The organism is Paenarthrobacter sp. FR1 (assembly GCF_051106045.1).
GTDB classification, from domain to species: Bacteria; Actinomycetota; Actinomycetes; order Actinomycetales; family Micrococcaceae; genus Arthrobacter; species Arthrobacter nitroguajacolicus_A.
In genome coordinates this window covers 107,065-128,058 of the sequence record NZ_JBPFSF010000013.1, presented here as the reverse complement: position 1 = coordinate 128,058, position 20,994 = coordinate 107,065, and the positions used below count along the sequence as shown (strand labels likewise).

The following is a 20,994-nucleotide window of genomic DNA, read 5'->3' as shown; positions in this document are numbered from 1 at the left end:
CGAGGGCAAGCCGTCGCCGGGCTTCCCCGATACCGATCCGCAATCGGGCCCGCAGGAACTCCGCGGCGTTCCGGTACCCATCATCCAAGAGACCGGCAGCGGAACTTTCAGCCTCCGCACCCAACGCCAAGGTGGCAGTCGGGTCGACTACACCTGCACCCGTGTCGGTCACACCCGGTTCAGTCGCACCCGGTTCAGTCCACCCGGTCCGCCACTCCGGCGCTGTAGCCGCGGACCCCCGCCGCGCCATCTGCGCTTCGGTCCGGGTCCGTTCCACCGCCTGCGCCGCGAGAACCTGCAGATACTCCAGGGCCCTGGACATATCCTCAACCCGGCCGGCGAAATCCGCCGCCTCTGCATGGTCGAAGAGGGGAGCCTCGGTGGCGACGGACAGTCGCGCGGAGTCCAGAAGGGCCCTGCCGTCCTCAAGGAGCGTCGCGAGATCCGATCCGGCAGGCCTGACGGGTCCGGGGCGGTGCATCTCAGCGTGCTGGCCTGGCTGAGCAGGCTCCGGGCCGTGGCTGCTCCTAACTTTCGTTCGAGGTTGAGGGATTGCTCCGGTTTTGTGGACCGAAACACTTGCCATCTCGGGGTTCGTTGATTTGGCCCCCAGGGCCCCTGAAGTCCGGGTGCAGGTTGCCTTGTCGTTGAGCAGCCCAGCACCGTGGAAGCGACTGAGGGCGGTGACGGGCGCCGTCGAATCCTTGAACCCAGCCCTGACGAAGTGCGGCTTGCTCGCCCTGGGTCGTGAACGGAGCGCGTCCAGGGCAGCCACAGCAGGGGACGAAGTCGCCCAAGTTGCCGTCAGCTGCCCCAAATCTTCCATGAACACATCATGTCAGCGGGGTCCGACATTATTGGAGGACTGCTCCAACCGTCCGAAAGTTCAAGAATCAGGCTGAAGTCAGCGCCGCCAGAGCCATCTGTTCAAGGATGGGCCTGGCTGACTTCACGGCGATCTTCCTGCCGTGGTGCCGCACTGAGTGGGGTGTGGAGTTGATCAAGCCAAAGGCTGCGTGAGCCCGGACGCGCAGGCCGGCAATATCCGCGCCTTGGTGGAGGCGGGCCAGCACGCCCACCCAGGTTTCCACGTAGCCACGCTGGAGGGACCGGACCTCGGCTTGGTCGGCCTCGCTGAGGCTTCCAAAGTCGCGATCCTGGACGCGGATGACGTCGGGATTGCTCAGGGCGAAGTCCACGTGGAACTGAACCAGCCCTTTCAATGCGTCTGTAGGGTCGGCAGCTTCCGCGACCACGCTCTGGCCGCCGTTCAGCAGGTCCCGGCTGACACTGAGCAGAAGCTCGCCCAAGACCGCCTGCTTGCCAGGAAAGTGACGGTACACGGCGGGTCCGCTGACTCCTGCTGCCGCTCCGAGGTCCTCAAGTGATACACGGGTGAAGCCGTTTTCCGCGAAGAGGCCTGCAGCGGCGGAGAGCAACGCCATCCTGCGCAGTTCCTTGGCTTGGCCCCGCTGCGTTGCTGCGGTGCGGGTGCCGTCAATGTTCGTCTCGGGACCTCCGGTCACGTTCTCCTCCTTGGTGCCAGTCCAGGCGCAGCGTGCTGGCGGGATTCTGCCGTGCTGGACATCACAGTTAATAAAGACTAACCTAAATTTCAGTTACGTGGCACTAACCGAAATGGCCGTTGGCCGGGAATGGAACAGGGGTCGATGGAGACAATTGCCAGCCTTACGGGAGCCGCCGCCGGCACCTTCGAGGCCAACCAAGCAGCGCAACGGGCTTTGGTGGACGAACTGAAGGAGCGCTTGGCGACGGCGGCCCTCGGTGGCCCGGCCAAGTCCAGGGAGCGGCACATCGCCCGCGGGAAACTGCTGCCGCGTGAACGCATCGACTACTTGCTCGATGACGGCAGCCCGTTTCTTGAGATCGCGCCCCTGGCTGCCAATGGCATGTACAACGATGAGTCCCCGGGCGCCGGGGTTATCGCAGGTATCGGCCTGGTCCATGGCCGGCACGTCCTGGTGATCTCCAATGACGCTACGGTCAAAGGCGGTACCTACTATCCCATGACGGTGAAGAAGCACCTCCGGGCGCAGGAAATCGCCCTGGAGAACAAGCTTCCCTGCATCTACCTGGTGGATTCCGGTGGAGCGTTCCTGCCCAAGCAGGACGAGGTCTTCCCCGACAAGGAGCACTTTGGCCGCATCTTTTTCAACCAGGCAAGGATGTCCGCAGCCAAGATCCCGCAGATCGCGTCCGTCATGGGCTCCTGCACAGCCGGCGGCGCTTATGTGCCTGCGATGAGCGACGAGACAGTCATCGTCCGCAACCAAGGCACCATCTTCCTGGGCGGCCCTCCGCTGGTCAAAGCAGCCATCGGCGAGATCGTCACTGCCGAGGAACTGGGCGGCGGCGACGTTCACTCAAGGATCTCCGGGGTCACCGACCACCTGGCAGAGAACGACCAGCATGCGCTGGAGATCGTCCGGGACATCGTAGCGACGTTGCCGAGGCCGGCGCAGCCGGCCTGGGACGTGCTCGACGTCGTCCTGCCGCCAGTCGTCGATCCGTCAGAGATCTACGGCGTGGTTCCCACGGACGTGAATGCCCAGTACGACGTGCGCGAAGTCATCGCGAGGCTGGTGGATGGTTCCGAATTCCACGAGTTCAAGAAGAATTACGGCACCACCCTTGTGACCGGCTTCGCGCACCTACACGGGCACCCCGTGGGCATCGTGGCCAACAACGGCGTCCTCTTCAGCGAGTCGTCCTTGAAGGGCGCCCACTTCATTGAACTCTGCGATCAGCGCGGCATTCCGCTGATCTTCCTCCAGAACCTCTCCGGGTTCATGGTGGGCAAAGACGTCGAACAAGGCGGCATCGCCAAGAACGGCGCCAAGATGGTCACCGCCGTAGCCACGGCCCGGGTGCCCAAGCTGACAGTGGTCATCGGTGGTTCCTTCGGTGCGGGCAACTACTCCATGTGTGGCCGCGCCTATTCGCCGCGGTTCCTGTGGATGTGGCCGGCCGCCCGGATCTCCGTGATGGGCGGAAACCAGGCCTCCAGCGTCCTCGCCACGGTCAAAAGGGACCAGTACGAGGCGGCCGGACAGGACTGGACCGCCGAGGACGAGGAAGCCTTCAAGGCTCCCATCAGGCAGCAATACGAGGACCAAGGAAGTCCGTACTACTCCACCGCCCGGCTATGGGACGACGGAATCATCGATCCCGCCGACACGCGCCGAGTCCTGGGCATGGCCCTTGACGTCGTCTCCCGCCAACAACTGCCCGAGACCTCCTTCGGCCTCTTCAGGATGTGACCATGACTCTGCCAACAACAGCCGCGGCCCCGCCCAGCGCGCCGCCCCGAACCTTCAGCGCCGTCCTCGTCGCCAACCGTGGTGAGATCGCCTGCCGCGTCATCCGGACACTGAAAGAAATGGGTATCCGCTCGGTTGCCGTGTACTCGGACGCGGACAAGGACGCCAAGCACGTGGCACTCGCCGATACCGCTGTCGCCATCGGCGGCACGGCACCCGCGGAAAGTTATCTGAAGATTGACGCCATCATCGACGCGTGCCGCCGCAGCGGGGCGGAGGCGGTGCACCCCGGATATGGTTTCCTGTCCGAGAACGTGGAGTTCGCCAAAGCGTTGGACGCTGCGGGTATCACGTTCATCGGACCCGGTATCGGTGCCATCGAAGTGATGGGTGACAAGATCCGCTCCAAGAACCACGTGATGGCCTACGACGTTCCCTGCGTTCCCGGCATCGCAAAGCCCGGACTCACTGACCAGGATCTCATTGAAGCAGCCTCCGACGTCGGCTTCCCCCTCCTGATCAAGCCCTCGGCGGGCGGCGGAGGCAAAGGCATGCACGTGGTGGAACAGGCAGAGGACCTGGCCTCCACGCTCCTGACGGCACGGCGCGTTGCAGCGTCCGCCTTCGGAGATGACACTCTCTTCCTGGAACGGCTCATCCGGGCTCCCCGGCACATCGAAGTGCAGGTCCTGGCCGACAACCACGGCAACGTCATCCACCTCGGCGAGCGTGAATGTTCCCTGCAACGCCGGCACCAAAAGGTCATCGAAGAAGCGCCCTCCGCCCTTTTCGAATCACTGGCGGACGGCGCTGCCCACAGGGCGCGGATCGGCGAGGCGGCCTGCAACGCAGCGCGTTCGGTCAACTACAGCGGCGCCGGAACCGTCGAATTCCTGGTGTCCGACGAACATCCGGATGAGTTCTTCTTCATGGAGATGAACACCCGGCTGCAGGTGGAGCACCCCGTCACGGAGCTGGTCACGGGAATCGACCTCGTTGAATGGCAGGTGAGGATCGCCGCCGGTGAGGTGCTCACCGTGGCGCAGTCCGACGTCGTACTTCAAGGCCATGCCGTGGAGGCGCGGGTGTACGCGGAGGTGCCCGAGCGGAACTTCATGCCGTCGATGGGGCGCATCGTGGCGCTCGCCGAGCATGGTGCTGCGGATGCAACAGTGTCCGGTCAGCAGCCGGACCACGCCAACGTGCGCATTGACTCCGCAATGCGGGACACCCTCCAGATCACGGGCGACTACGATCCCATGCTCGCAAAGGTCATCGCGTGGGGCGAGGACAGGACAGCGGCACTGGACACCTTGGATGCTGCCTTGGGCCGCTACACGTTGCTGGGCGTGGACACGAACGTCGAGTACCTGCGCCTGCTGATCAACGACTCCGACGTCCGCGCCGGGCACCTCGATACCGGGCTGATTGAGCGCAAGCTGCCCTCCATGGAGTTCCGGCATGCTGGCCCCAGGGAACTGATCGCCGCCGCGCTGACGCTGTGGCTGGAACGACCGGGCTCGGCACTCGCCGGTGATGCGTGGAAGGTTCCCGACGCCTGGCGCGTTGGTGCCCGCGGCGCCTGGACTGCCGCCTTTGGCCTTCCAGGCGCTGGAACGGCTTCGGTGTCCGTCACCGAAAAGGACGGCTCCGTGACGGCAGCGGTCGACGGCGGTGGTCCGGTCAACGTCCGGGTGGCCGACCGCAGCGGCACCGGCCTCGTCTTGGAGTTCGACGGCGGACTGGTCACCTATGCGGTCGGCTCGGCGCCGGGTGCAGTCCGGGAGATTTCCGTGGGCAACGATGGCTGGTCCTGCCGGCTTGAGGTCCTGGACCGGGCCGAACGCCTGCGGAGGATGCTCTCAGGAATCCAACGCGAAGAGGGGGCCGCTGACCCCGAAGTGCGCTCGCCCATGCCGGGGACAGTGGTGTCCGTCTCCGTGTCCGACGGGGATTCTGTGGAGGAAGGGCAAGTCCTCCTGGCCGTCGAAGCCATGAAGATGGAGCACCAACTGGTGGCATCCGTCGCAGGAACCGTCCACCTCACCAGCAAGCCCGGCGATCTGGTCAAAGCAGACCAAATACTCGCCACTATCCACGTACACGTCGCCACTGAAGAGACGGCGAACACTGGCCAGAACACAGACAAGGAAGTCCATCCATGAGCACGTTTGAACTCACAGAGGAATACCAGGACCTCAGCGACTCCGTCCGGGAGTTCGCCGACGAGGTAGTTGCCCCCGTCTCCGCCAAGCACGACGAAGAGCACAGTTTTCCCTACGAAGTGGTCAAGCAGATGGGGGAGATGGGCCTGTTCGGCCTGCCCTTCCCTGAAGAGTTTGGCGGAATGGGCGGAGACTATTTCGCGCTCGCCTTGGCGTTGGAACAGCTGGGGCGCGTGGACCAGTCCGTAGCCATCACGCTGGAAGCCGGCGTATCGCTGGGGGCGATGCCGGTCTACCGCTTCGGCACCCAGGAGCAGAAGCAGGAGTGGCTGCCGCAACTGGCATCCGGCCGGTCCTTGGCCGGATTCGGACTGACGGAGCGTGAAGCCGGATCCGACGCCGGCGGCACCAAGACCAACGCCCACTTGGAAAACGGCGAGTGGGTCATCAACGGCAACAAGGAGTTCATCACCAACTCCGGCACCGACATCACCACCCTGGTCACCGTCACGGCAGTGACCGGCCAGAAGGAAAACGCCGACGGTACCACCAAGAAGGAAATCTCCACCATTCTGGTGCCCACTGACACGCCGGGTTTCACGGCGGAAAAGCCGTACAACAAGGTGGGATGGAACGCTTCCGACACCCACCCGTTGACCTTGGACAACGTCCGGGTTCCTGAAGCCAACCTGCTCGGGGAGCGCGGCCGTGGCTACGCCAACTTCCTCTCCATCCTGGATGAAGGCCGCATCGCGATCGCCGCGCTGGCTACCGGCGCGGCCCAAGGATGCGTGGACCTGTCCGTGAAGTACGCCAAGGAACGCAGCGCGTTCGGACAGAACATCGGCAAGTACCAGGCCATCCAGTTCAAGATCGCCCGCATGCAGGCCAGGGCCCACACGGCCCGCCTTGCGTACTACGACGCCGCTTCCAGGATGCTGGCGGGCAAGCCGTTCAAGACTGAAGCGGCCATCGCTAAGATGGTCGCAGGCGAGGCAGCCATGGCCAACGCGCGGGACGCCACACAGGTGTTCGGCGGCTATGGCTTCATCAACGAATTCACGGTGGCACGCCATTACCGCGACTCCAAGATCCTTGAGATCGGCGAAGGCACCACCGAAGTCCAGTTGATGCTGATCGCCCGCGAGCTGGGTCTGTAACCGTACGTTGGGTCGGCAGTGGCAGGGAAGGATCAAGGATGATTGACAAGGTTGTTGCCAGCGCCGCGGAAGCGGTGAAGGACATCCCGGACGGAGCCTCGCTCGCAGTCGGAGGCTTCGGTTTATGCGGTATCCCCGTCTCCCTGATTGAAGCGCTCCACAGCCAAGGCACCGCCGACCTCGAGACGGTCAGTAACAACTGCGGGGTGGACGACTGGGGCCTGGGAATCCTCCTCAAGGACGGTCGCATCCGCCGAACCATCAGCTCGTATGTCGGCGAGAACAAGGAATTCGCACGGCAGTACCTTGCAGGGGAGTTGGAGGTTGTCCTGACCCCTCAGGGAACCTTGGCCGAGAAGCTGCGCGCCGGCGGTGCGGGCATTCCGGCGTTCTACACCAAGGCCGGTGTGGGAACCCAAGTATCCGAAGGTGGCCTGCCGCAGAAGTACGACGCCGACGGGAACGTTGCGCTGGCCTCGTCGCCCAAGGAGGTGCGCACCTTCAACGACGCCGACTACGTCCTGGAAGAGTCCCTGACACCGGACTTCGGACTGGTCCATGCATGGAAGGGTGACCGCCACGGGAACCTCGTCTTCCATGCGACGGCCATGAACTTCAATCCGCTCTGTGCCATGGCAGCCCGGGTGACCATTGCCGAGGTCGAGGAACTCGTGGAACCGGGCGAGCTGGACCCGGAGCACATCCACACGCCCGGCATCTTCGTCCAGCGCGTGGTAGTGGCAGCGTCCAATGAGAAACGGATCGAGAAGCGCACCGTGGCATTATCAGCGTCGGACGGCAGCCAACAGGCAGGAGCTTAGCCATGGAATCGAACAACTTTCAGGACATCCCGCCCCGTCCGGAAGCCGTGCGGCACGAATACCGTCGTGCCGACGTCGAACACCACGAAGCCAAAGGCTGGACCCGCAACGAACTGGCTGCCCGCGTTGCCAAGGAACTGGCCAACGGGCAGTACGTGAACCTCGGTATTGGCATGCCCACCCTGATTCCCAACTACATTCCTGCTGGCGTGGAGGTCATTCTCCACTCCGAGAACGGCATCCTGGGCGTGGGACCCTACCCGGCGGAGGACAAGGTGGATCCGGACCTCATCAACGCCGGCAAGGAAACCGTGACCACCAACGCGGGGGCTGCATTCTTCGATTCGGCGTCGTCCTTCGGAATGATCCGCGGCGGACACGTTGATGTGGCGGTCCTGGGAGCCATGGAAGTGGCCGCCAACGGTGACCTCGCCAACTGGATGATTCCCGGCAAGATGGTCAAGGGCATGGGAGGTGCCATGGACCTGGTGTTCGGTGCCAAGAAGGTCATCGTCATGATGGAACACGTGGACCGCAACGGCAGGCCGAAAATCGTCCAGGACTGCACGCTGCCGCTCACGGGCAAGGGCTGCGTGGACCGGATCATCACGGACCTGGCGGTGATCGATGTGGTCAAGGACGAAGGGGATCCGCGCTTGGTCCTCCGCGAGCTGGCCCCCAACGTCACCCTCGACGACGTCGTGGCAGCCACCGGTGCTGAATTGTTCGAAGAAGACCAGGAGCTCACTGTATGACACGGGTGGTTGAGCAGCGCGGGCTGTATTTCGATGAGCTTGAAGAAGGCGTCATCTACGCGCACAAGCCCGGACGCACGGTCACGGAGGCAGACAACGTCCTCTTCACCACCATGACCATGAACACGCAGGCGTTGCACCTCGACGCTGCATGGAGCTCCTCGCAGCCGTTCGGGCAGCGGCTCATGAACTCGATGTTCACGTTGTCCACCATGGTGGGGCAGTCCGTGACCCAATTGACGCAGGGGACCATTATCGCGCAGTTGGGGCTGACCGATGTTACCTTTCCGCACCCGCTGTATCACGGCGATACGCTGTACACGGAAACGGTGATCACCCAAAAACGGTTGTCGTCATCCCGTCCCGGACAGGGCGTCGTGACCATGCAGCACACCGGCCGCAACCAGGACGGATCAGTGGTGGCGTTGGCCACCCGTACCTGCCTGATGTGGACCAAGGAAGCGCACACTGCGCAGTCCTAGTTTTTCCGAACGTGTCAGCACCCCACCAGCAAGGAACCAGCATGCCCTCTCCCGACTCATCGTCCACCACAGCGGTTCCGCCGTTCACCATGGGTCCGGCCCTCCTGTTCTGCCCTGCCGACCGGCCTGAGCGCTTCGGAAAGGCTGCCGATCGGTCCGACGCCGTCATCCTTGACCTCGAAGACGCCGTAGCTCCTGCGGACAAGCCGGGCGCCCGCGACGCGATCGTCGAGCAATCCGGTGCCGGTGGACTGGAGCCAAGCCGCACCATCGTTCGCGTGAACCCTGTGGGAACGCCGGAGTTCGAGCTCGATCTCCAGGCCTTGGCGAAGACGCCCTACCGCACAGTCATGCTGGCCAAGGCGGAGAGCGCAGAGCAGCTCAGGTCTTTGGCTGATTATCAGGTCATTGCACTTTGCGAGACGGCGGCAGGGATTGTCAACGCCTCGCCCATCGCCGCCGAACCGAACGTCGTGGGGCTCATGTGGGGTGCCGAAGACCTGCTGGCGTCCTTGGGTGGCCTTTCCAGCAGGAACGACGACGGCGGGTACCGGGCTGTCGCGCTGCACTCCCGTTCCGCTGTGCTGCTTGCCGCGAAGGCCGCGGGCAAGGAGGCCATCGACTCCGTCTACGTGAACATCCCGGATCTTGAGGGGCTGGGTGTGGAGTCCCGGGACGCCGTTGCCAGCGGCTTCGGAGCGAAGGGCTGCATCCACCCGAACCAGGTGGCCGTGGTCCGGGAGGCTTATGCGCCTACCCCCGAAGCTGTTGCCCAAGCCGAAGAACTCCTCGAAGCAGCGGCCGCCGCAGGCTCGGGCGTGTTCCAGTTCAAGGGAAAGATGATCGACGGCCCCATCCTCAAGCATGCCGAAGCGACGCTCCGCCGCTCGGGCCGCCCCGCGAGGTGACAGTAACCCCCGCCGAGGTGGCACTTAATGACAATCGTAGTGCTCCGGATTGTTATTAAGTGTCACCTCGGCGGAGGGTTTTCGAGGCGTCAGGCGCGTACCGGCGTCGAGAGTTCCGTCAGTTCCACCGTCGCCGGACGTGCGGCCGTGGAACGGATTGTCACCGCGTGCCCGCTCTTGGCCGATGCCAGCACAGACTCCATGACATCCAAGGCATGGAACGCTAGTTGCCCGCCGGCGCGTGGTTCCAGGCCGGCCGGTGTCGCCGCGAGGTCTGCGATGCCAAAGCCCCGGCCTGAGTCCACGTAGCCTGCTGAGATGGGGAGTGTCTCCCAATCCTCGGCGCCAAGCGCGAAGAGCTGCACGTCGCCGTCGAAGTGGTTGGGGTCCGGGACGATGAGTGAACCCGTCTCGCCGTGAATCTCGATGTTGGGGCTCTTGGTTTTCACGGCGTCGAAGCTCATGAACAGCGTGGAGAGGGCTCCGGATGCATGGACCAGCACGCCGGTGACATGCGAGTCGATGTCCACCGGGACGTTCTGGCCCGCCCGCGGACCCGAACCAATGGTGCGTTCGCTGCGTGTATGGCTCGCAGCACCCACCACTGACACCACTGGCCCCAGCAGGGTGACCAGCGCCGAGACGTAGTAGGGGCCCATGTCCAGCAAGGGTCCGCCGCCAGGCTGGTAGTAGAAATCGGGGTTCGGGTGCCAACGCTCATGACCCGGCGTTGCCATGGTGGCAGTGGCCGAAACCGGCGCGCCGATCAAGCCGTCATCAATGGCTTTCCGTGCCGTCTGGATGCCTGTGCCCAGTACGGTGTCCGGTGCGCAGCCCACCACCACTCCGGCAGCTGAGGCTGCTTCCAGGACCTCCCGAGCTTCCGCGGTGGTGGCAGCCAGCGGCTTCTCACCGTAGACGGACTTGCCTGCTGCAATTGCCTTGAGCGCAATGTCCGCGTGGGCGGCGGGGATGGTCAGGTTCAGGACCAGCTCGACGTCGTCCGCGGCGAGGAGTTCGTCCACGGTCAGTGCGCGGACACCGTCGTACGAGTCTGCAACGGCCTGTGCCCGCGCCGGATCCAGATCGGCGACCGCGACCAGGTTGATGGAATCCAGCCTGCGGAAGTTGGTCAGGTACTGGGCGATAATGGCGCCACAGCCAATGACTCCGACGTTTAGCGGCTTGCCCACAGCATGCCCCTTTCGATGATGGTGCGTACGTTGCTGTCCTGGAGGATTTCCACGCGGTGCCCGGGGGTGCAGACAAAGATCCTGCCTTTGCCCCACTGACGGGTCCAGATGGCCGGCGAGGTGACCTCACGGTTCCAGGGGTCCCACTCACGGACCTTTTGGGTGGTGGTGGCCAGGACGTCGATGTAGTCGTCGGACAGGACCCAGTACTGTTCCGTAACGAGGTCGAAATCGCCGATTCCTTGGGTGATGGGGTGTTTGGCGGCTGCGGGCAGCATGTTCACGGTGTAGGGAACGTAGTTGTCCGACTGCTCGCCGATGCGCTCGCCGGCGTGCTTGCCCGGGTGGCAGGCGAACTGGCCGCCGATCAGGTGCAGGTAGTCCGAGTTATTCCGGTAGGAGTCGGCGATGCCACCGTGCCAACCAGCCAGGCCGGTGCCGTTTTCGACGGCGGTGCGGAGTCCCTCGAACTCGTCCTTCTCGATGGTGGTCATGGTCATGCACTGCACGATCAGGTCCACGCTGGCCATGTAGTCGGGATCGGCGTAGATCTTGGGTGACTCTTCGACGCGGACGTCGTAGCCGTTGTCCCGCAAATAGGGGAGAAAAAGCTCCGTGGCCTCGATTGGCTGGTGTCCATCCCAGCCGCCGCGGACCACCAACGCGGTCTTGTTATTGCTTGTCATGGTTTCCTTCGTATCGGGGCGTGTTCGTTGGAGTCAGGGTAGGGATTCAGCGTGTTGAGAAGGCCGCATCAAAGGCAGCGGCCGGAGGACGGATGGCAGCGAGTTCGCGGACCATCTTGAGCGCCTGGGGAGCGCCCACCAACCGGTCCATGCCGGCGTCCTCCCATTCGATGCTGGTTGGTCCTTCATAACCAACAGCGTTCAAGGTGCGGAAGATCGGCTCCCAGTTCACGTCACCGTGGCCTGCGGTGACGAAATCCCAACCGCGGCGGGGATCAGCCCAGGGCAGGTGGGAACCAAGACGGCCGTTTCGTCCATTGAGTTGCCGGACGGATTCCTTGACGTGGACATGGAAGATCTTGTCGGCAAAGTCCTGCAGGAACATCACCGGGTCCAGGTCCTGCCAGATGAAGTGGGACGGGTCGAAGTTCAAGCCAAAGCTCTCCCTGTGCCCAATCGCCTCCAGCGTCCGCTTGGCAGTCCAGTAGTCGTACGCGATCTCTGAAGGGTGGACTTCCAGTGCGAAGCGGACCCCGGCTTGATCGAACACGTCCAGGATGGGATTCCATCGATCGGCGAAGTCCTGGTAGCCGCGCTCAATCATGGCGTCCGAAGCCGGTGGGAACATGGCTACGCACTTCCAGATGGAAGACCCAGTGAAACCGGTGACGGTTTTGACTCCAAGCCTGGCCGCGGCGAGCGCAGTGGTCTTCATTGCTTCGGCGGCCCGCTGACGGACGCCCTCAGGCTCACCATCACCCCACACCGCAGGCGCGAGGATGTCCCGGTGGCGCTCATCAATGGGATCATCGCAGACTGCCTGCCCTGTGAGGTGGTTGGCGATGGCGTGGACTTTCAGCTGGTGCTTTTCCAGGATGTCCAGTTTGCCTTGAAGGTAAGCGTCATCTTCGACCACCCGCTGGGGATCCAGGTGGTCGCCCCAGCAGGCGATTTCCAGGCCGTCAAAGCCCCATTCGCCAGCGAGCCTTGCCACTTCCTCAAACGGCAGATCGGCCCACTGGCCGGTGAAGAGTGTGATGGGTCGGGTCATGATGATTCCTCGTCGACGTTCTGCCAGCGGCTGGCGTTGTCCGCGCTCGCCTCTACGGCGGCCAGTACTTTTTGCACCTGCAACGCGTCAGCGAACGACGGCGAGGGCTGCTCGCCTGCGCCGATGGCATTGACGAGGTCCACTACCTGATGCGTAAACCCGTGCTCGTAACCGAGCCCGTGGCCGGTTGGCCACCAGTTGGCGGTGTAAGGGTGGGACGGTTCGGTGACAATGATCTTGCGGAAGCCCGCGTCAGGTTCCAACGCGGAGTCATAGAACTGGAGCGAGTTCATATCCTCGAAATCGAAGGAGATGGAGCCCTTGGTGCCATTGAGTTCCAAGCGCATGGCGTTCTTGCGGCCCAAGGCGAAGCGGGTGGCTTCGAAGATGCCGATGGGGCCCGCAGGCGTCCCTCGGCCGGAGCCGGCGCCAGCGCCGTCGTCGTGCCTTGCCTCAAACCGTGCAGTGAACAGCGCGGCGTCGTCCACGGTCACTGGACCGCGGGGTCCATCGGAACCGCCATGGCCACCCAGTCCCACAAAGTCGCCGCCCACTGGGCGTTCCTTCACGAAGGTCTCCAGCAGCGCCGAGACGCCAGTGATGTTGAGCCCGGTGATCCATTGGGCAGCGTCGATGCTGTGTGCACCGATGTCGCCCAGTGACCCGGACCCGGACTTGGCTTTGTCCAGCCGCCAGGTCAGCGGGGCGTCGGCGTCACTGAGCCAGTCCTGCAGGTACTGGGCGCGGACGTGGCGAATGTCGCCCAAACGACCGTCGTCCACCATCCGTTTGGCGAGGGCCAGCGCGGGTGTGCGGCGGTAGCTGAAGCCGCACATGGACAACACGCCACGCTCGGCCGCAGCCTGGGCCACCGCCGTCATCTTCTCCGCTTCCTCCACGGAGTTGGCCAAGGGCTTTTCGCAGAGGACATGCTTGCCTGCTTCGAGGGCGGCGATAGCGATCTCGGCGTGGGTGTTGCCCGGCGTGCAGATGTCGATGAGGTCGATGTCGTCCCGCTCGATCAGGCGGTGCCAGTCAGTTTCCACAGAGCTCCAGCCGTACTTGGCGGCGGCCGCCCGTACCCCGACCTCGTTCCGGCCGGCGACGGCCGTCAGCTCCGGGGAGAGCGGGAGGTCGAAAAACCGCGGGGCAGTCCGCCAGGCGTGGGAGTGCGCGGCGCCCATGAAGGCGTAGCCCACCATGCCGACGCGGAGGGGTTTGGGGTCTGTCATTGGGAGATCCTTTCTCTTGGAGCAACCAGTTACTTGCTGAACCCGGCTGTGAGGCCGCTAAGCAACTGCCGGCGGGCCACCACGTAAACCACCAGCAGGGGAAGCGTGGCCAACACAACGGAAGCGAGTACAGCAGGGATGTTGACACTGAACTCACCCTGGAAGGTCCACAATGACAGCGGAAGGACCCTGGTTTCCGGGCTTTGGGTAAGGATCAGCGGGAACAGGAATCCGTTCCACACATGCAGTGCGTTGTAAATGCCAACTGTGATGACAGCGGGCTTGGTCATGGGCAGTGCGAGGCGCCACATCATGGCCCAGTCCGAGCATCCGTCCAGGCGCATCGACTCGAACAGTTCGTTCGGAACATCCCTCATGAAGTTGGACAGGATGAGCACCGAGACCGGAATGGCGAACGCGATGGACGGCAGGATCAGCGCCAACAACGTGTCATACATGTGGGCTTTGGTGATCATCCAATAGATGGGGATGATCGTCGCGTGGAGCGGGATTGCCAAGCCCAGCAAGAACACGTTGTTGGTCCAGCTCAGGAATCGCCCCTTGCCCCGAACAATCGCATAGGCCGCCATGAAGGCGACGAAGAGGGCTGGTACCACACTGCCCACTGTCACGATCAGGCTGTTGGCGAAGTACTTTGCAAAGTCGTTCTCCAGAACCAGCTTGTAATTGTCCAGCGTTGGCTCAGCGGGCGGAAGCATCGGGTTGGACGTGAAGAACCCTGCTTGGTTCTTCAAACTGGTGATCACCACGTAGTAGACGGGCACAATGATGACCGCCAACCACAGCCAGCCGCCCAGCCCGCCCAGCAAGTTGGGCCGAGACCGGCCAAGTTTTTGGGGACGACGGCGGGCGCTCACCTGTTCGGGAATTGAGGCCGGTGCTGTGGGGAGTTGGGTGGTGGAAGCCATTACGCACCTTCCAATTGGCTGGCGTTGCGGTTCTTGCCGCCGAGTCGTTGAAGGAACAGTGCCAACGCCAGGCCGATGACCACGAGGATCACGCCCAAGGCGCTCGCCGCTCCCATGTCGTTCGCTTTGAAGCCTGTGAGGTACATGTGCAGGGGCAGCAACCTGGTGGAGTACCCCGGACCACCGGCGGTCAGCACGAAGACCAGGTCGAAGTACGCCAGGGATCCCACCACCATGAGGGTGGAAGAGGTGATCATGGTGTATTTGAGCTGGGGCAACGTGATGTTGAAGAACTGCTGAACCCGGCCGGCTCCGTCGATTTGGGCCGCCTCATAGAGCGACGTGGGGATTTGGCGCACGCCGCCTTGGTAAATGAGCGTGTGGAAGGGCACGAACTGCCACGCGATCACGAAGACCACCACGAACAACACAAGGTCGGAGTTGCCCAGCCAATCCTGCGCCAGGAACGGAAGCCCCAGGCCGGGGCCAAGACCAAAGTTTGGATCGAGGAGAGCCTTGAAAGCGATGGCCACAGCGGCCGAGGACAGGAGCAGCGGCACGAAGTAGAGGACCGCCAGAGCTGCCCTGTACTTCTGGCTGGCGGCGGTGAAGACGCCGAGAAGGAGGCTGATGGGTGCCTGGACGATGAACGAGAAGAATATGATCTTGGCTGTCACTACCAAGGCGTTCCCTGTGACGGGATCGGCCAGAACGGTGTTCCAGCTGGACAGTCCGTCGAGTTTGATTTCGCCGAGGCCGTCCCAACTGGTGAAGCTGAGGAACAGGACTCCCAGGAGGGGGAGGATGGCGAAGAGCATGAAGAACGCGAGGGCCGGGGCGGCGAGCCACCCCGACGGACCCTTTTCCAAGGTCCGACGGGACGGCTGACCCGGCCGGGACAACCGCTCCCGGGTGGATGTTGTTGTTGACACCGGGCTACTTCCCGATCGTCGCGTTCATGGTGGAAGCGAATTGCTCGGGGGTGATCTTCTTGAGGAAGATCTGGTCGAGGTTGGCCAGCATGGCGTCGCCTTGCGCCGGGCTCAGCGCCTGGTCCCAAGAGAGGGTGAAGTCAGGAGCGTCCTTGGCCATGCCATACACATAGCTCAGGAAGTCCTTGTCCGGGGAGGCCGCCAGTTTGTCGTCGATGCCCGTGACGACAGGGACCGCTCCGGAGTCGATGAGGCTTTGGACATTCTCGTCGGTGAACATTCCGTCCTTGACGTACTCCAATGCCGTCTTCTTCTGTTCCTCTGTGGCTTTGGACGAGACCGACCAGAAGTTGGACGGGTTACCCACAACGTTCGCCGGGTCGCCCTTGCCGCCCTCGACAGTGGGGAAGGGGGTGTACCCGAGCTTGCCGCTACTGACGAAGTCGGCTGCGTCCTTCTTCATGCCTTGGTAGATCCAGCTGCCCTGGAGGATCATCGCTGCCTTGCCCGTGTACAGCAGCGCTTGGTCGGCGTTGCTGTCTGCGGCAATGGAGGAGAAGCCGTTGATGAAGCCGCCTGCGTCCACCAACTCCTGGATCTTGGTCAAGGCCTCGATCACTGCGGGGTCGGACCACGCGCCCGGCTTGTTTGCAGCGATGTTGGCGAAAACGTCAGGACCGCCGATACGGTCCACCAGGTATTCAAGCCACATCAGGTCCGGCCACTTGGACTGTCCACCCAAGGAGAAGGATGCAATCCCCGCAGCCTTGAACTTAGGTACCAGCGCCATGAGCTCATCCCAGGTCTTGGGAGCCTCGGCACCAACCTTGTCGAAGACTTCCTTGTTGTAGTAGAGCACCACCGGCTGCACCTTGTTATTGGGCAGGGCGTAGGTCTTTCCATCGATCACGCCGCTTTCCAAAATGGACGGGAGATAGCGGCTCTGAACGTCCGGGTTCTCCTTCAGGAAACCGGTCAGGTCATCCACCTGTCCGGCGTCAACATAGGACTTCAGCACCCCGCCGCCCCAGCCGTAGACGAGGGTGGGGCCTTGGCCGGCACCGACGGCGGTACGGACTTTTGTCTTGTAGGCATCGTTGGCGAAGAAGTCGAGTTTGATGGCGGAATCCGGGTGCGCCTTGTTCCATGAGTCCACGGATGCTTGGAAGACGGGCTGGTCGCCGCCCGTCAATCCCCACATGGTTGCCGAGTCGGCCGAGGCTCCTGTCCCGGCAGGACCCGAAGACCCGCAGGCGGCGAGCGCTATTGACAATGCGGCTGCAGAAACGGCCATTCCGGCGGTGCGCAACTTCAGATTTTTCATGTGCGGTTTCCATTCATCCTTCGGGCTCGACGCTGATTGCCCGGTTGTGCGTGTAAAAAAGCCACATCCTGTGGTGGGGTGATCGACCTCGATCATCCATTCCGGTGATATTTCGAAATATTTCGGATATCCTTTCGGAAGTGCCCACCAAATTTAGCTGTGAGGGGCATCACCGTCAAGCCCCTTGGCTGAACGCCTGCTTGGCCATTGCGCGATAAGTGTTGACGGCATAGGTTCGCCTCAAGCAGACTGAGCAAGCCCGAAATATTTCGAAAGCAGGTGCATTGTGGATCGACTCAGCCGCCCGTCCAAGCTCACCTTGGCCGCGGTTGCCGCAGAGGTTGGCGTCTCGGCGCCCACCGTGTCCAAGGTGGTCAACGGTCGCGAAGACGTTGCTGAAGCCACCCGCGCCCGGGTCTTGGCGGCACTCCAGCGGACCGGCTATAAATCGCCGCTGCAACGCAAGAGCATCCCGGAGCACCGTGCCGTGGAAGTGGTATTCGATTCCTTGAATTCGGCCTACGGAGTGGAAGTCCTCAACGGAGTGATGGAACACGCGGCCGTGTCCGAAATGGAAGTCATCCTCTCCATCACCGGGCGCCAGGCGGCTTCACCGCTGGGACCCGAGGAACGGGCGCAGCGGATGATCGACGAGGGCCGCGCCGGCATGATCGTCGTGACGTCAGCTTTCGGATCCGCGCAACTGGAGGCATTCAAGCGCCGCCAAATTCCCATCGTGGTGGTGGACCCGCTGAACCCGCCGCCTGCAGACGTCTTCAGCGTTGGCGCCAGCAATTGGGCGGGCGGCAAGGCCGCGGCCTCGCACTTGTTGGAGCTGGGGCATCGGAAGATCGCCTACATGGGCGGTCCGTCCACGGCCGAGTGCAGCCAAGCCCGACTTCACGGGTACATGGCCGCCTTAATGGCGGGGGGAGTCACCGTGGAGGACGAGTACATTTCCTCAGGTCCTTTCAAACCCGAGAACGGCGTGCGTGCCATGAAGGCCCTGCTGGCGCTGGATGATCCGCCCACGGCGATCTTTGCCGGCAGTGACAGCATCGCCCTCGGTGTCCTCGCTGAAGCGCGGCGCCAGGATGTTCGGATTCCCGAGGAAATGAGCCTGGTGGGGTTCGACGGCACCCACCAAGCTGAGGAATCCGTGCCGCCCCTCACGTCCGTGTCGCAGCCCCTGCAAGAGATGGGTCGTTCCGCACTGAGCTTCATCCTCCGGCAGAAAAATGGCGAGGAAATCGACTCACGACGAGTGGAACTGGCAACGCACCTCGTCGTCCGCGAGTCCACCGCACCTCCGCGGGCGTCCACACCGCTAGGGGAGTCGCCGCCGTCGAGGGCTGAGTGACACCGGCGGGATGGCGTCATACAGCAGGACCCGCACCCACCGCTCGCCTGTTTCGCGGAACTCCGCGCGGCTTGCGAAACGGTACAGGTAGCTGCGCGCGCGGACCCAACGCGGGCGTTCGCCGTCGAACGGGTCCTGGCGAAGCAGCCGCAGCGTTGGCTGGTCGGCCTCCAGCAGTCTGTCCAGGAAGGTGTCGAACCAGTCCTCAAGGACGGTCCGCAGTGGCAGGAACCACATCAACCAATCCAGTCGGAGGTGGTACGGCGCCCATTGCCGTGGGAGACGCCGAACGTCGCCGGGCTTGCCCTTGAACCCGTACTCCAGCCACCTATCATCCGGCGCGTCGGCTTCCTCCTCCAGAGTCCCTTCCACCACGATTTCGATGCGCTGCTTGGTCACCGTCCCGAACGCACCGTAGGCGTTGACCAGACGCCAACGGTTGAAACTGGCGTTCATGAGCTGCTGGCTCGAGAACAGGTTGAGGAGCGGGCGATAGCTGAGCACCAGCAACAGAACGGTGACAAGCACGACGACGGCGAGCCACCACAGCGGCGTTTCGGCACCCGCGTGCCACTCAAGTGGGATGAGCGGGAAGACGGCGTGCGCCACGGGGTCGCTTACAGCTGCGAAAGACAAGATGATCGCCACCCAGTTCAGCCACGCGAAGTTCCCGGTACCCACCAGCCACAGCTGGGTAACAATGATGATTCCCGCAGCGATGCTGGCCAACGGCTGCGGCGCGAACAGGAAGAACGGAACCACCAGCTGGGCGAAGTGATTGCCCACCACCTCCACCCTGTGCAGCGGCCGGGGCAAGAGGTGGGCTTGCCTGCTGAGCGGGCCGGGCATCGGCTGCGTCTCGTGGTGGTAGAACATCGCCGTCAGGTCGCGCCACTCACGGCCGCCCCGGATCTTGATCATGCCCGCACCGAACTCAAGCCGGAACACCAGCCACGCGATCAAGAGCAAGATGGTGGTGGGCGGGAGAGCCTGGTTCGAGCCAAGGAACGCCACCGTAAACCCCGCTTCGAGGAGCAGGATCTCCCAGCCAAAACCGTAGAACGTTTGGCCGACGTTGACGATGGACATGTAGAGCAGCCAGAGGGCGAGGAACGCCAGCATGGGAAGCCAGGGCGGTCCCAATTGGGGTAAGCCAGCCACGATGGTGGCGGCGATACCGATCCCGGCCCAGCACACGGCTCCGAGGAGCGCATCAGAATATCGCCACCTGAAGAGTGTGGGCCTGGCCAATCGTCGGGCCACGTCGAGGAAGGCCGGCACGGGCAACAGACCGCGCTCTCCGAGCAGTGCGGGGAATTGGTTCATGGTGGAGAGGAAGGCAACCAGATACAGCGCCGCAATGCCGCGCTGCAGGACCTGCCGGGCGAATTCGTAGTCCCGCGCATCAAACCAGGACAGCCACTCCACGGTTCCACGGTACGCCTGTGCTGCCTGCTCCCGTATGGTGTTCGCCGCCTTCGGCACTGGCTGGGATACTTAAGCAATGCAGCCGCGCAAGATCGTCATCCTCGGGTCCACCGGTTCCATCGGCACACAGGCGATTGACGTCGTCGATGCCGCCCCGCACCGTTTCGAGGTGGTGGCCCTGAGTGCCGGCGGCGGAAACCTTGAACTCCTGGCGAAGCAGGCCGTCCATACCCGTGCCCAGGCGGTTGGAATTGCCTCCGGTGACCCGGGAACCCTGCAGCAGTTGATTGCCGGCGCGGCCGCCCAAGCCGGCGTGCCCAACTTCGCCCCGCAGATCTTCGTCGGCCCGGAAGCCTCCACGCAGATCGCGGCCATTGAGTGCGACGTCGTCCTGAACGGCATCACCGGGTCCATCGGCCTGGCACCTACGCTGGCCGCGCTCCGTACGGGAGCCACACTGGCCCTGGCTAACAAAGAATCACTGATTGTGGGCGGTGCCCTGGTCAAAGCCGCCGCAGGCCCCGGACAGATAGTTCCGGTTGACTCCGAACACTCTGCCATCGCCCAGTGCCTAAGGTCCGGTACGGAGCAGGAAGTGGAGAAGCTCATCCTGACCGCTTCAGGCGGTCCTTTCCGCGGCCGCACACGCGAGCAGCTTTACGATGTGAAGCCGCAGGAAGCGCTGGCCCACCCCACCTGGGACATGGGGCTCATGGTCACCACCAACTCGGCAACCCTGGTCAACAAGGGCCTTGAAGTGATCGAGGCACACCTGCTGTTCGATGTTCCCCTGGACAGGATCGAGGTAGTGGTCCACCCGCAATCCGTGGTCCATTCCATGGTCCAGTTCGTGGACGGTTCCATCATTGCCCAAGCGTCGCCCCCGGACATGAGACTGCCCATAGCGCTTGGCTTGGGGTGGCCGGACCGCGTCCCGCATGCCGCGCAAGCCTGCGACTGGACCCAAGCCACCAGTTGGACCTTCGAACCATTGGACACCGTGGCGTTTCCCGCAGTGGACCTAGCAAAGGACGCAGCCAAGCAGGGCAGTACGTTCCCGGCTGTCTTCAACGCCGCCAATGAGGAAGCCGTGGAAGCCTTCCACGCTGGCCGCATTCGCTTCACGGACATCGTGGATACCGTTGAGTCCGTCCTCAGCGAACATTCAGGCTCTTCTGAGCTAACAGTGGAGTCCGTGCTGGATGCTGAGAAGTGGGCACGCGGCCGAACCCACGATCGTTTAGCCACCAGCAGCGCCCTGTAGCTCACACACCCTTACGGAAGCAG

At 63.2% G+C, this 20,994-nt stretch carries 18 protein-coding genes and 1 pseudogene; 9 read left to right on the top strand and 10 right to left on the bottom strand.

Translation table 11 applies throughout. From position 1 onward, the window contains the following. Both ACR30Z_RS20595 and ACR30Z_RS20590 read right to left on the bottom strand, forming a co-directional pair. Positions 1 to 481: pseudogene (locus ACR30Z_RS20595) on the bottom strand (HNH endonuclease signature motif containing protein); the annotation flags it as partial. A gap of 412 nt (positions 482 to 893) precedes the next feature. Beyond that, positions 894 to 1,526, bottom strand: a complete 633-nt coding sequence (locus ACR30Z_RS20590) for an SACE_7040 family transcriptional regulator (RefSeq protein ID WP_434374437.1) — start codon at positions 1,524 to 1,526, stop codon at positions 894 to 896. A 144-nt stretch (positions 1,527 to 1,670) separates the two neighbouring features. Here ACR30Z_RS20590 and ACR30Z_RS20585 point away from each other — a divergent pair, with 144 nt between their 5' ends. From ACR30Z_RS20585 to ACR30Z_RS20555, 7 genes are read left to right on the top strand one after another with little or no spacing between them, the layout of a single operon-like run. Then, positions 1,671 to 3,281: a carboxyl transferase domain-containing protein gene (locus ACR30Z_RS20585; protein ID WP_434374436.1), complete on the top strand. Its 1,611-nt coding sequence runs from the start codon at positions 1,671 to 1,673 to the stop codon at positions 3,279 to 3,281. A gap of 2 nt (positions 3,282 to 3,283) precedes the next feature. After that, the gene (locus ACR30Z_RS20580; RefSeq protein WP_434374435.1) at positions 3,284 to 5,446 is read left to right on the top strand and encodes an acetyl/propionyl/methylcrotonyl-CoA carboxylase subunit alpha; all 2,163 of its coding nucleotides are present in this window, start codon (positions 3,284 to 3,286) and stop codon (positions 5,444 to 5,446) included. Beyond that, entirely contained in the window at positions 5,443 to 6,606 is a 1,164-nt protein-coding gene (locus ACR30Z_RS20575) for an acyl-CoA dehydrogenase family protein (protein WP_434374434.1), read from the top strand. Before ACR30Z_RS20580 ends, ACR30Z_RS20575 begins: the two co-directional genes overlap by 4 nt. Before the next feature lie 38 nt (positions 6,607 to 6,644). Continuing rightward, positions 6,645 to 7,427 (top strand): CoA transferase subunit A, encoded by a 783-nt coding sequence (locus ACR30Z_RS20570; RefSeq protein ID WP_144652239.1) that lies wholly within the window; start codon positions 6,645 to 6,647, stop codon positions 7,425 to 7,427. Between the two features lie 2 nt (positions 7,428 to 7,429). After that, positions 7,430 to 8,182: a CoA transferase subunit B gene (locus ACR30Z_RS20565; protein WP_434374433.1), complete on the top strand. Its 753-nt coding sequence runs from the start codon at positions 7,430 to 7,432 to the stop codon at positions 8,180 to 8,182. Then, positions 8,179 to 8,664 (top strand): MaoC family dehydratase, encoded by a 486-nt coding sequence (locus tag ACR30Z_RS20560; RefSeq protein WP_144652237.1) that lies wholly within the window; start codon positions 8,179 to 8,181, stop codon positions 8,662 to 8,664. Before ACR30Z_RS20565 ends, ACR30Z_RS20560 begins: the two co-directional genes overlap by 4 nt. A 41-nt stretch (positions 8,665 to 8,705) precedes the next feature. Next, on the top strand, positions 8,706 to 9,572 hold the full coding sequence (locus ACR30Z_RS20555; protein ID WP_434374432.1) for an HpcH/HpaI aldolase/citrate lyase family protein: 867 nt from the start codon (positions 8,706 to 8,708) through the stop codon (positions 9,570 to 9,572). Between the two features lie 89 nt (positions 9,573 to 9,661). Here ACR30Z_RS20555 and ACR30Z_RS20550 read toward each other — a convergent pair whose 3' ends face one another. The 7 genes from ACR30Z_RS20550 to ACR30Z_RS20520 are packed head-to-tail and all read right to left on the bottom strand — an operon-like array spanning position 9,662 to position 16,919. Then, positions 9,662 to 10,765 (bottom strand): Gfo/Idh/MocA family protein, encoded by a 1,104-nt coding sequence (locus tag ACR30Z_RS20550; protein WP_434374431.1) that lies wholly within the window; start codon positions 10,763 to 10,765, stop codon positions 9,662 to 9,664. Next, entirely contained in the window at positions 10,750 to 11,451 is a 702-nt protein-coding gene (locus tag ACR30Z_RS20545) for a ThuA domain-containing protein (protein WP_144652234.1), read from the bottom strand. The genes ACR30Z_RS20550 and ACR30Z_RS20545 overlap by 16 nt, the downstream gene beginning before the upstream one ends. A gap of 46 nt (positions 11,452 to 11,497) precedes the next feature. Continuing rightward, positions 11,498 to 12,502 (bottom strand): sugar phosphate isomerase/epimerase family protein, encoded by a 1,005-nt coding sequence (locus ACR30Z_RS20540; RefSeq protein ID WP_144652233.1) that lies wholly within the window; start codon positions 12,500 to 12,502, stop codon positions 11,498 to 11,500. Then, positions 12,499 to 13,734, bottom strand: a complete 1,236-nt coding sequence (locus tag ACR30Z_RS20535; protein WP_434374430.1) for a Gfo/Idh/MocA family protein — start codon at positions 13,732 to 13,734, stop codon at positions 12,499 to 12,501. The genes ACR30Z_RS20540 and ACR30Z_RS20535 overlap by 4 nt, the downstream gene beginning before the upstream one ends. Before the next feature lie 29 nt (positions 13,735 to 13,763). Next, a complete protein-coding gene (locus ACR30Z_RS20530; RefSeq protein WP_434374429.1) occupies positions 13,764 to 14,663 on the bottom strand; it encodes a carbohydrate ABC transporter permease in 900 nt (299 codons plus the stop codon). Further along, on the bottom strand, positions 14,663 to 15,595 hold the full coding sequence (locus ACR30Z_RS20525; RefSeq protein WP_434374428.1) for a carbohydrate ABC transporter permease: 933 nt from the start codon (positions 15,593 to 15,595) through the stop codon (positions 14,663 to 14,665). Before ACR30Z_RS20525 ends, ACR30Z_RS20530 begins: the two co-directional genes overlap by 1 nt. 4 nt (positions 15,596 to 15,599) lie before the next feature. Continuing rightward, positions 15,600 to 16,919, bottom strand: a complete 1,320-nt coding sequence (locus ACR30Z_RS20520) for an extracellular solute-binding protein (RefSeq protein WP_434374427.1) — start codon at positions 16,917 to 16,919, stop codon at positions 15,600 to 15,602. A gap of 286 nt (positions 16,920 to 17,205) precedes the next feature. On the opposite strand from ACR30Z_RS20520, the gene ACR30Z_RS20515 reads away from it, so the two are divergent. After that, positions 17,206 to 18,279: a LacI family DNA-binding transcriptional regulator gene (locus tag ACR30Z_RS20515; RefSeq protein WP_144652229.1), complete on the top strand. Its 1,074-nt coding sequence runs from the start codon at positions 17,206 to 17,208 to the stop codon at positions 18,277 to 18,279. Here the strand turns inward: ACR30Z_RS20515 and ACR30Z_RS20510 are convergent. Continuing rightward, entirely contained in the window at positions 18,247 to 19,707 is a 1,461-nt protein-coding gene (locus ACR30Z_RS20510; protein ID WP_434374441.1) for a lipase maturation factor family protein, read from the bottom strand. The genes ACR30Z_RS20515 and ACR30Z_RS20510 overlap by 33 nt on opposite strands. 76 nt (positions 19,708 to 19,783) lie before the next feature. On the opposite strand from ACR30Z_RS20510, the gene dxr reads away from it, so the two are divergent. After that, positions 19,784 to 20,971, top strand: a complete 1,188-nt coding sequence (gene dxr, locus ACR30Z_RS20505; protein ID WP_434374426.1) for a 1-deoxy-D-xylulose-5-phosphate reductoisomerase — start codon at positions 19,784 to 19,786, stop codon at positions 20,969 to 20,971. Positions 20,972 to 20,994: the final 23 nt, after the last annotated feature.

Coding starts and splice junctions, on each gene's coding strand:
- ACR30Z_RS20585 (WP_434374436.1), top strand. CDS start 1,671: ATGGAGACAATTGCCAGCCTTACGGGAGCCGCCGCCGGCACCTTCGAG.
- ACR30Z_RS20535 (WP_434374430.1), bottom strand. CDS start 13,734: ATGACAGACCCCAAACCCCTCCGCGTCGGCATGGTGGGCTACGCCTTC.
- ACR30Z_RS20575 (WP_434374434.1), top strand. CDS start 5,443: ATGAGCACGTTTGAACTCACAGAGGAATACCAGGACCTCAGCGACTCC.
- ACR30Z_RS20545 (WP_144652234.1), bottom strand. CDS start 11,451: ATGACAAGCAATAACAAGACCGCGTTGGTGGTCCGCGGCGGCTGGGAT.
- ACR30Z_RS20520 (WP_434374427.1), bottom strand. CDS start 16,919: ATGAAAAATCTGAAGTTGCGCACCGCCGGAATGGCCGTTTCTGCAGCC.
- ACR30Z_RS20530 (WP_434374429.1), bottom strand. CDS start 14,663: ATGGCTTCCACCACCCAACTCCCCACAGCACCGGCCTCAATTCCCGAA.
- ACR30Z_RS20555 (WP_434374432.1), top strand. CDS start 8,706: ATGCCCTCTCCCGACTCATCGTCCACCACAGCGGTTCCGCCGTTCACC.
- ACR30Z_RS20570 (WP_144652239.1), top strand. CDS start 6,645: ATGATTGACAAGGTTGTTGCCAGCGCCGCGGAAGCGGTGAAGGACATC.
- dxr (WP_434374426.1), top strand. CDS start 19,784: ATGCAGCCGCGCAAGATCGTCATCCTCGGGTCCACCGGTTCCATCGGC.
- ACR30Z_RS20560 (WP_144652237.1), top strand. CDS start 8,179: ATGACACGGGTGGTTGAGCAGCGCGGGCTGTATTTCGATGAGCTTGAA.
- ACR30Z_RS20540 (WP_144652233.1), bottom strand. CDS start 12,502: ATGACCCGACCCATCACACTCTTCACCGGCCAGTGGGCCGATCTGCCG.
- ACR30Z_RS20565 (WP_434374433.1), top strand. CDS start 7,430: ATGGAATCGAACAACTTTCAGGACATCCCGCCCCGTCCGGAAGCCGTG.
- ACR30Z_RS20580 (WP_434374435.1), top strand. CDS start 3,284: ATGACTCTGCCAACAACAGCCGCGGCCCCGCCCAGCGCGCCGCCCCGA.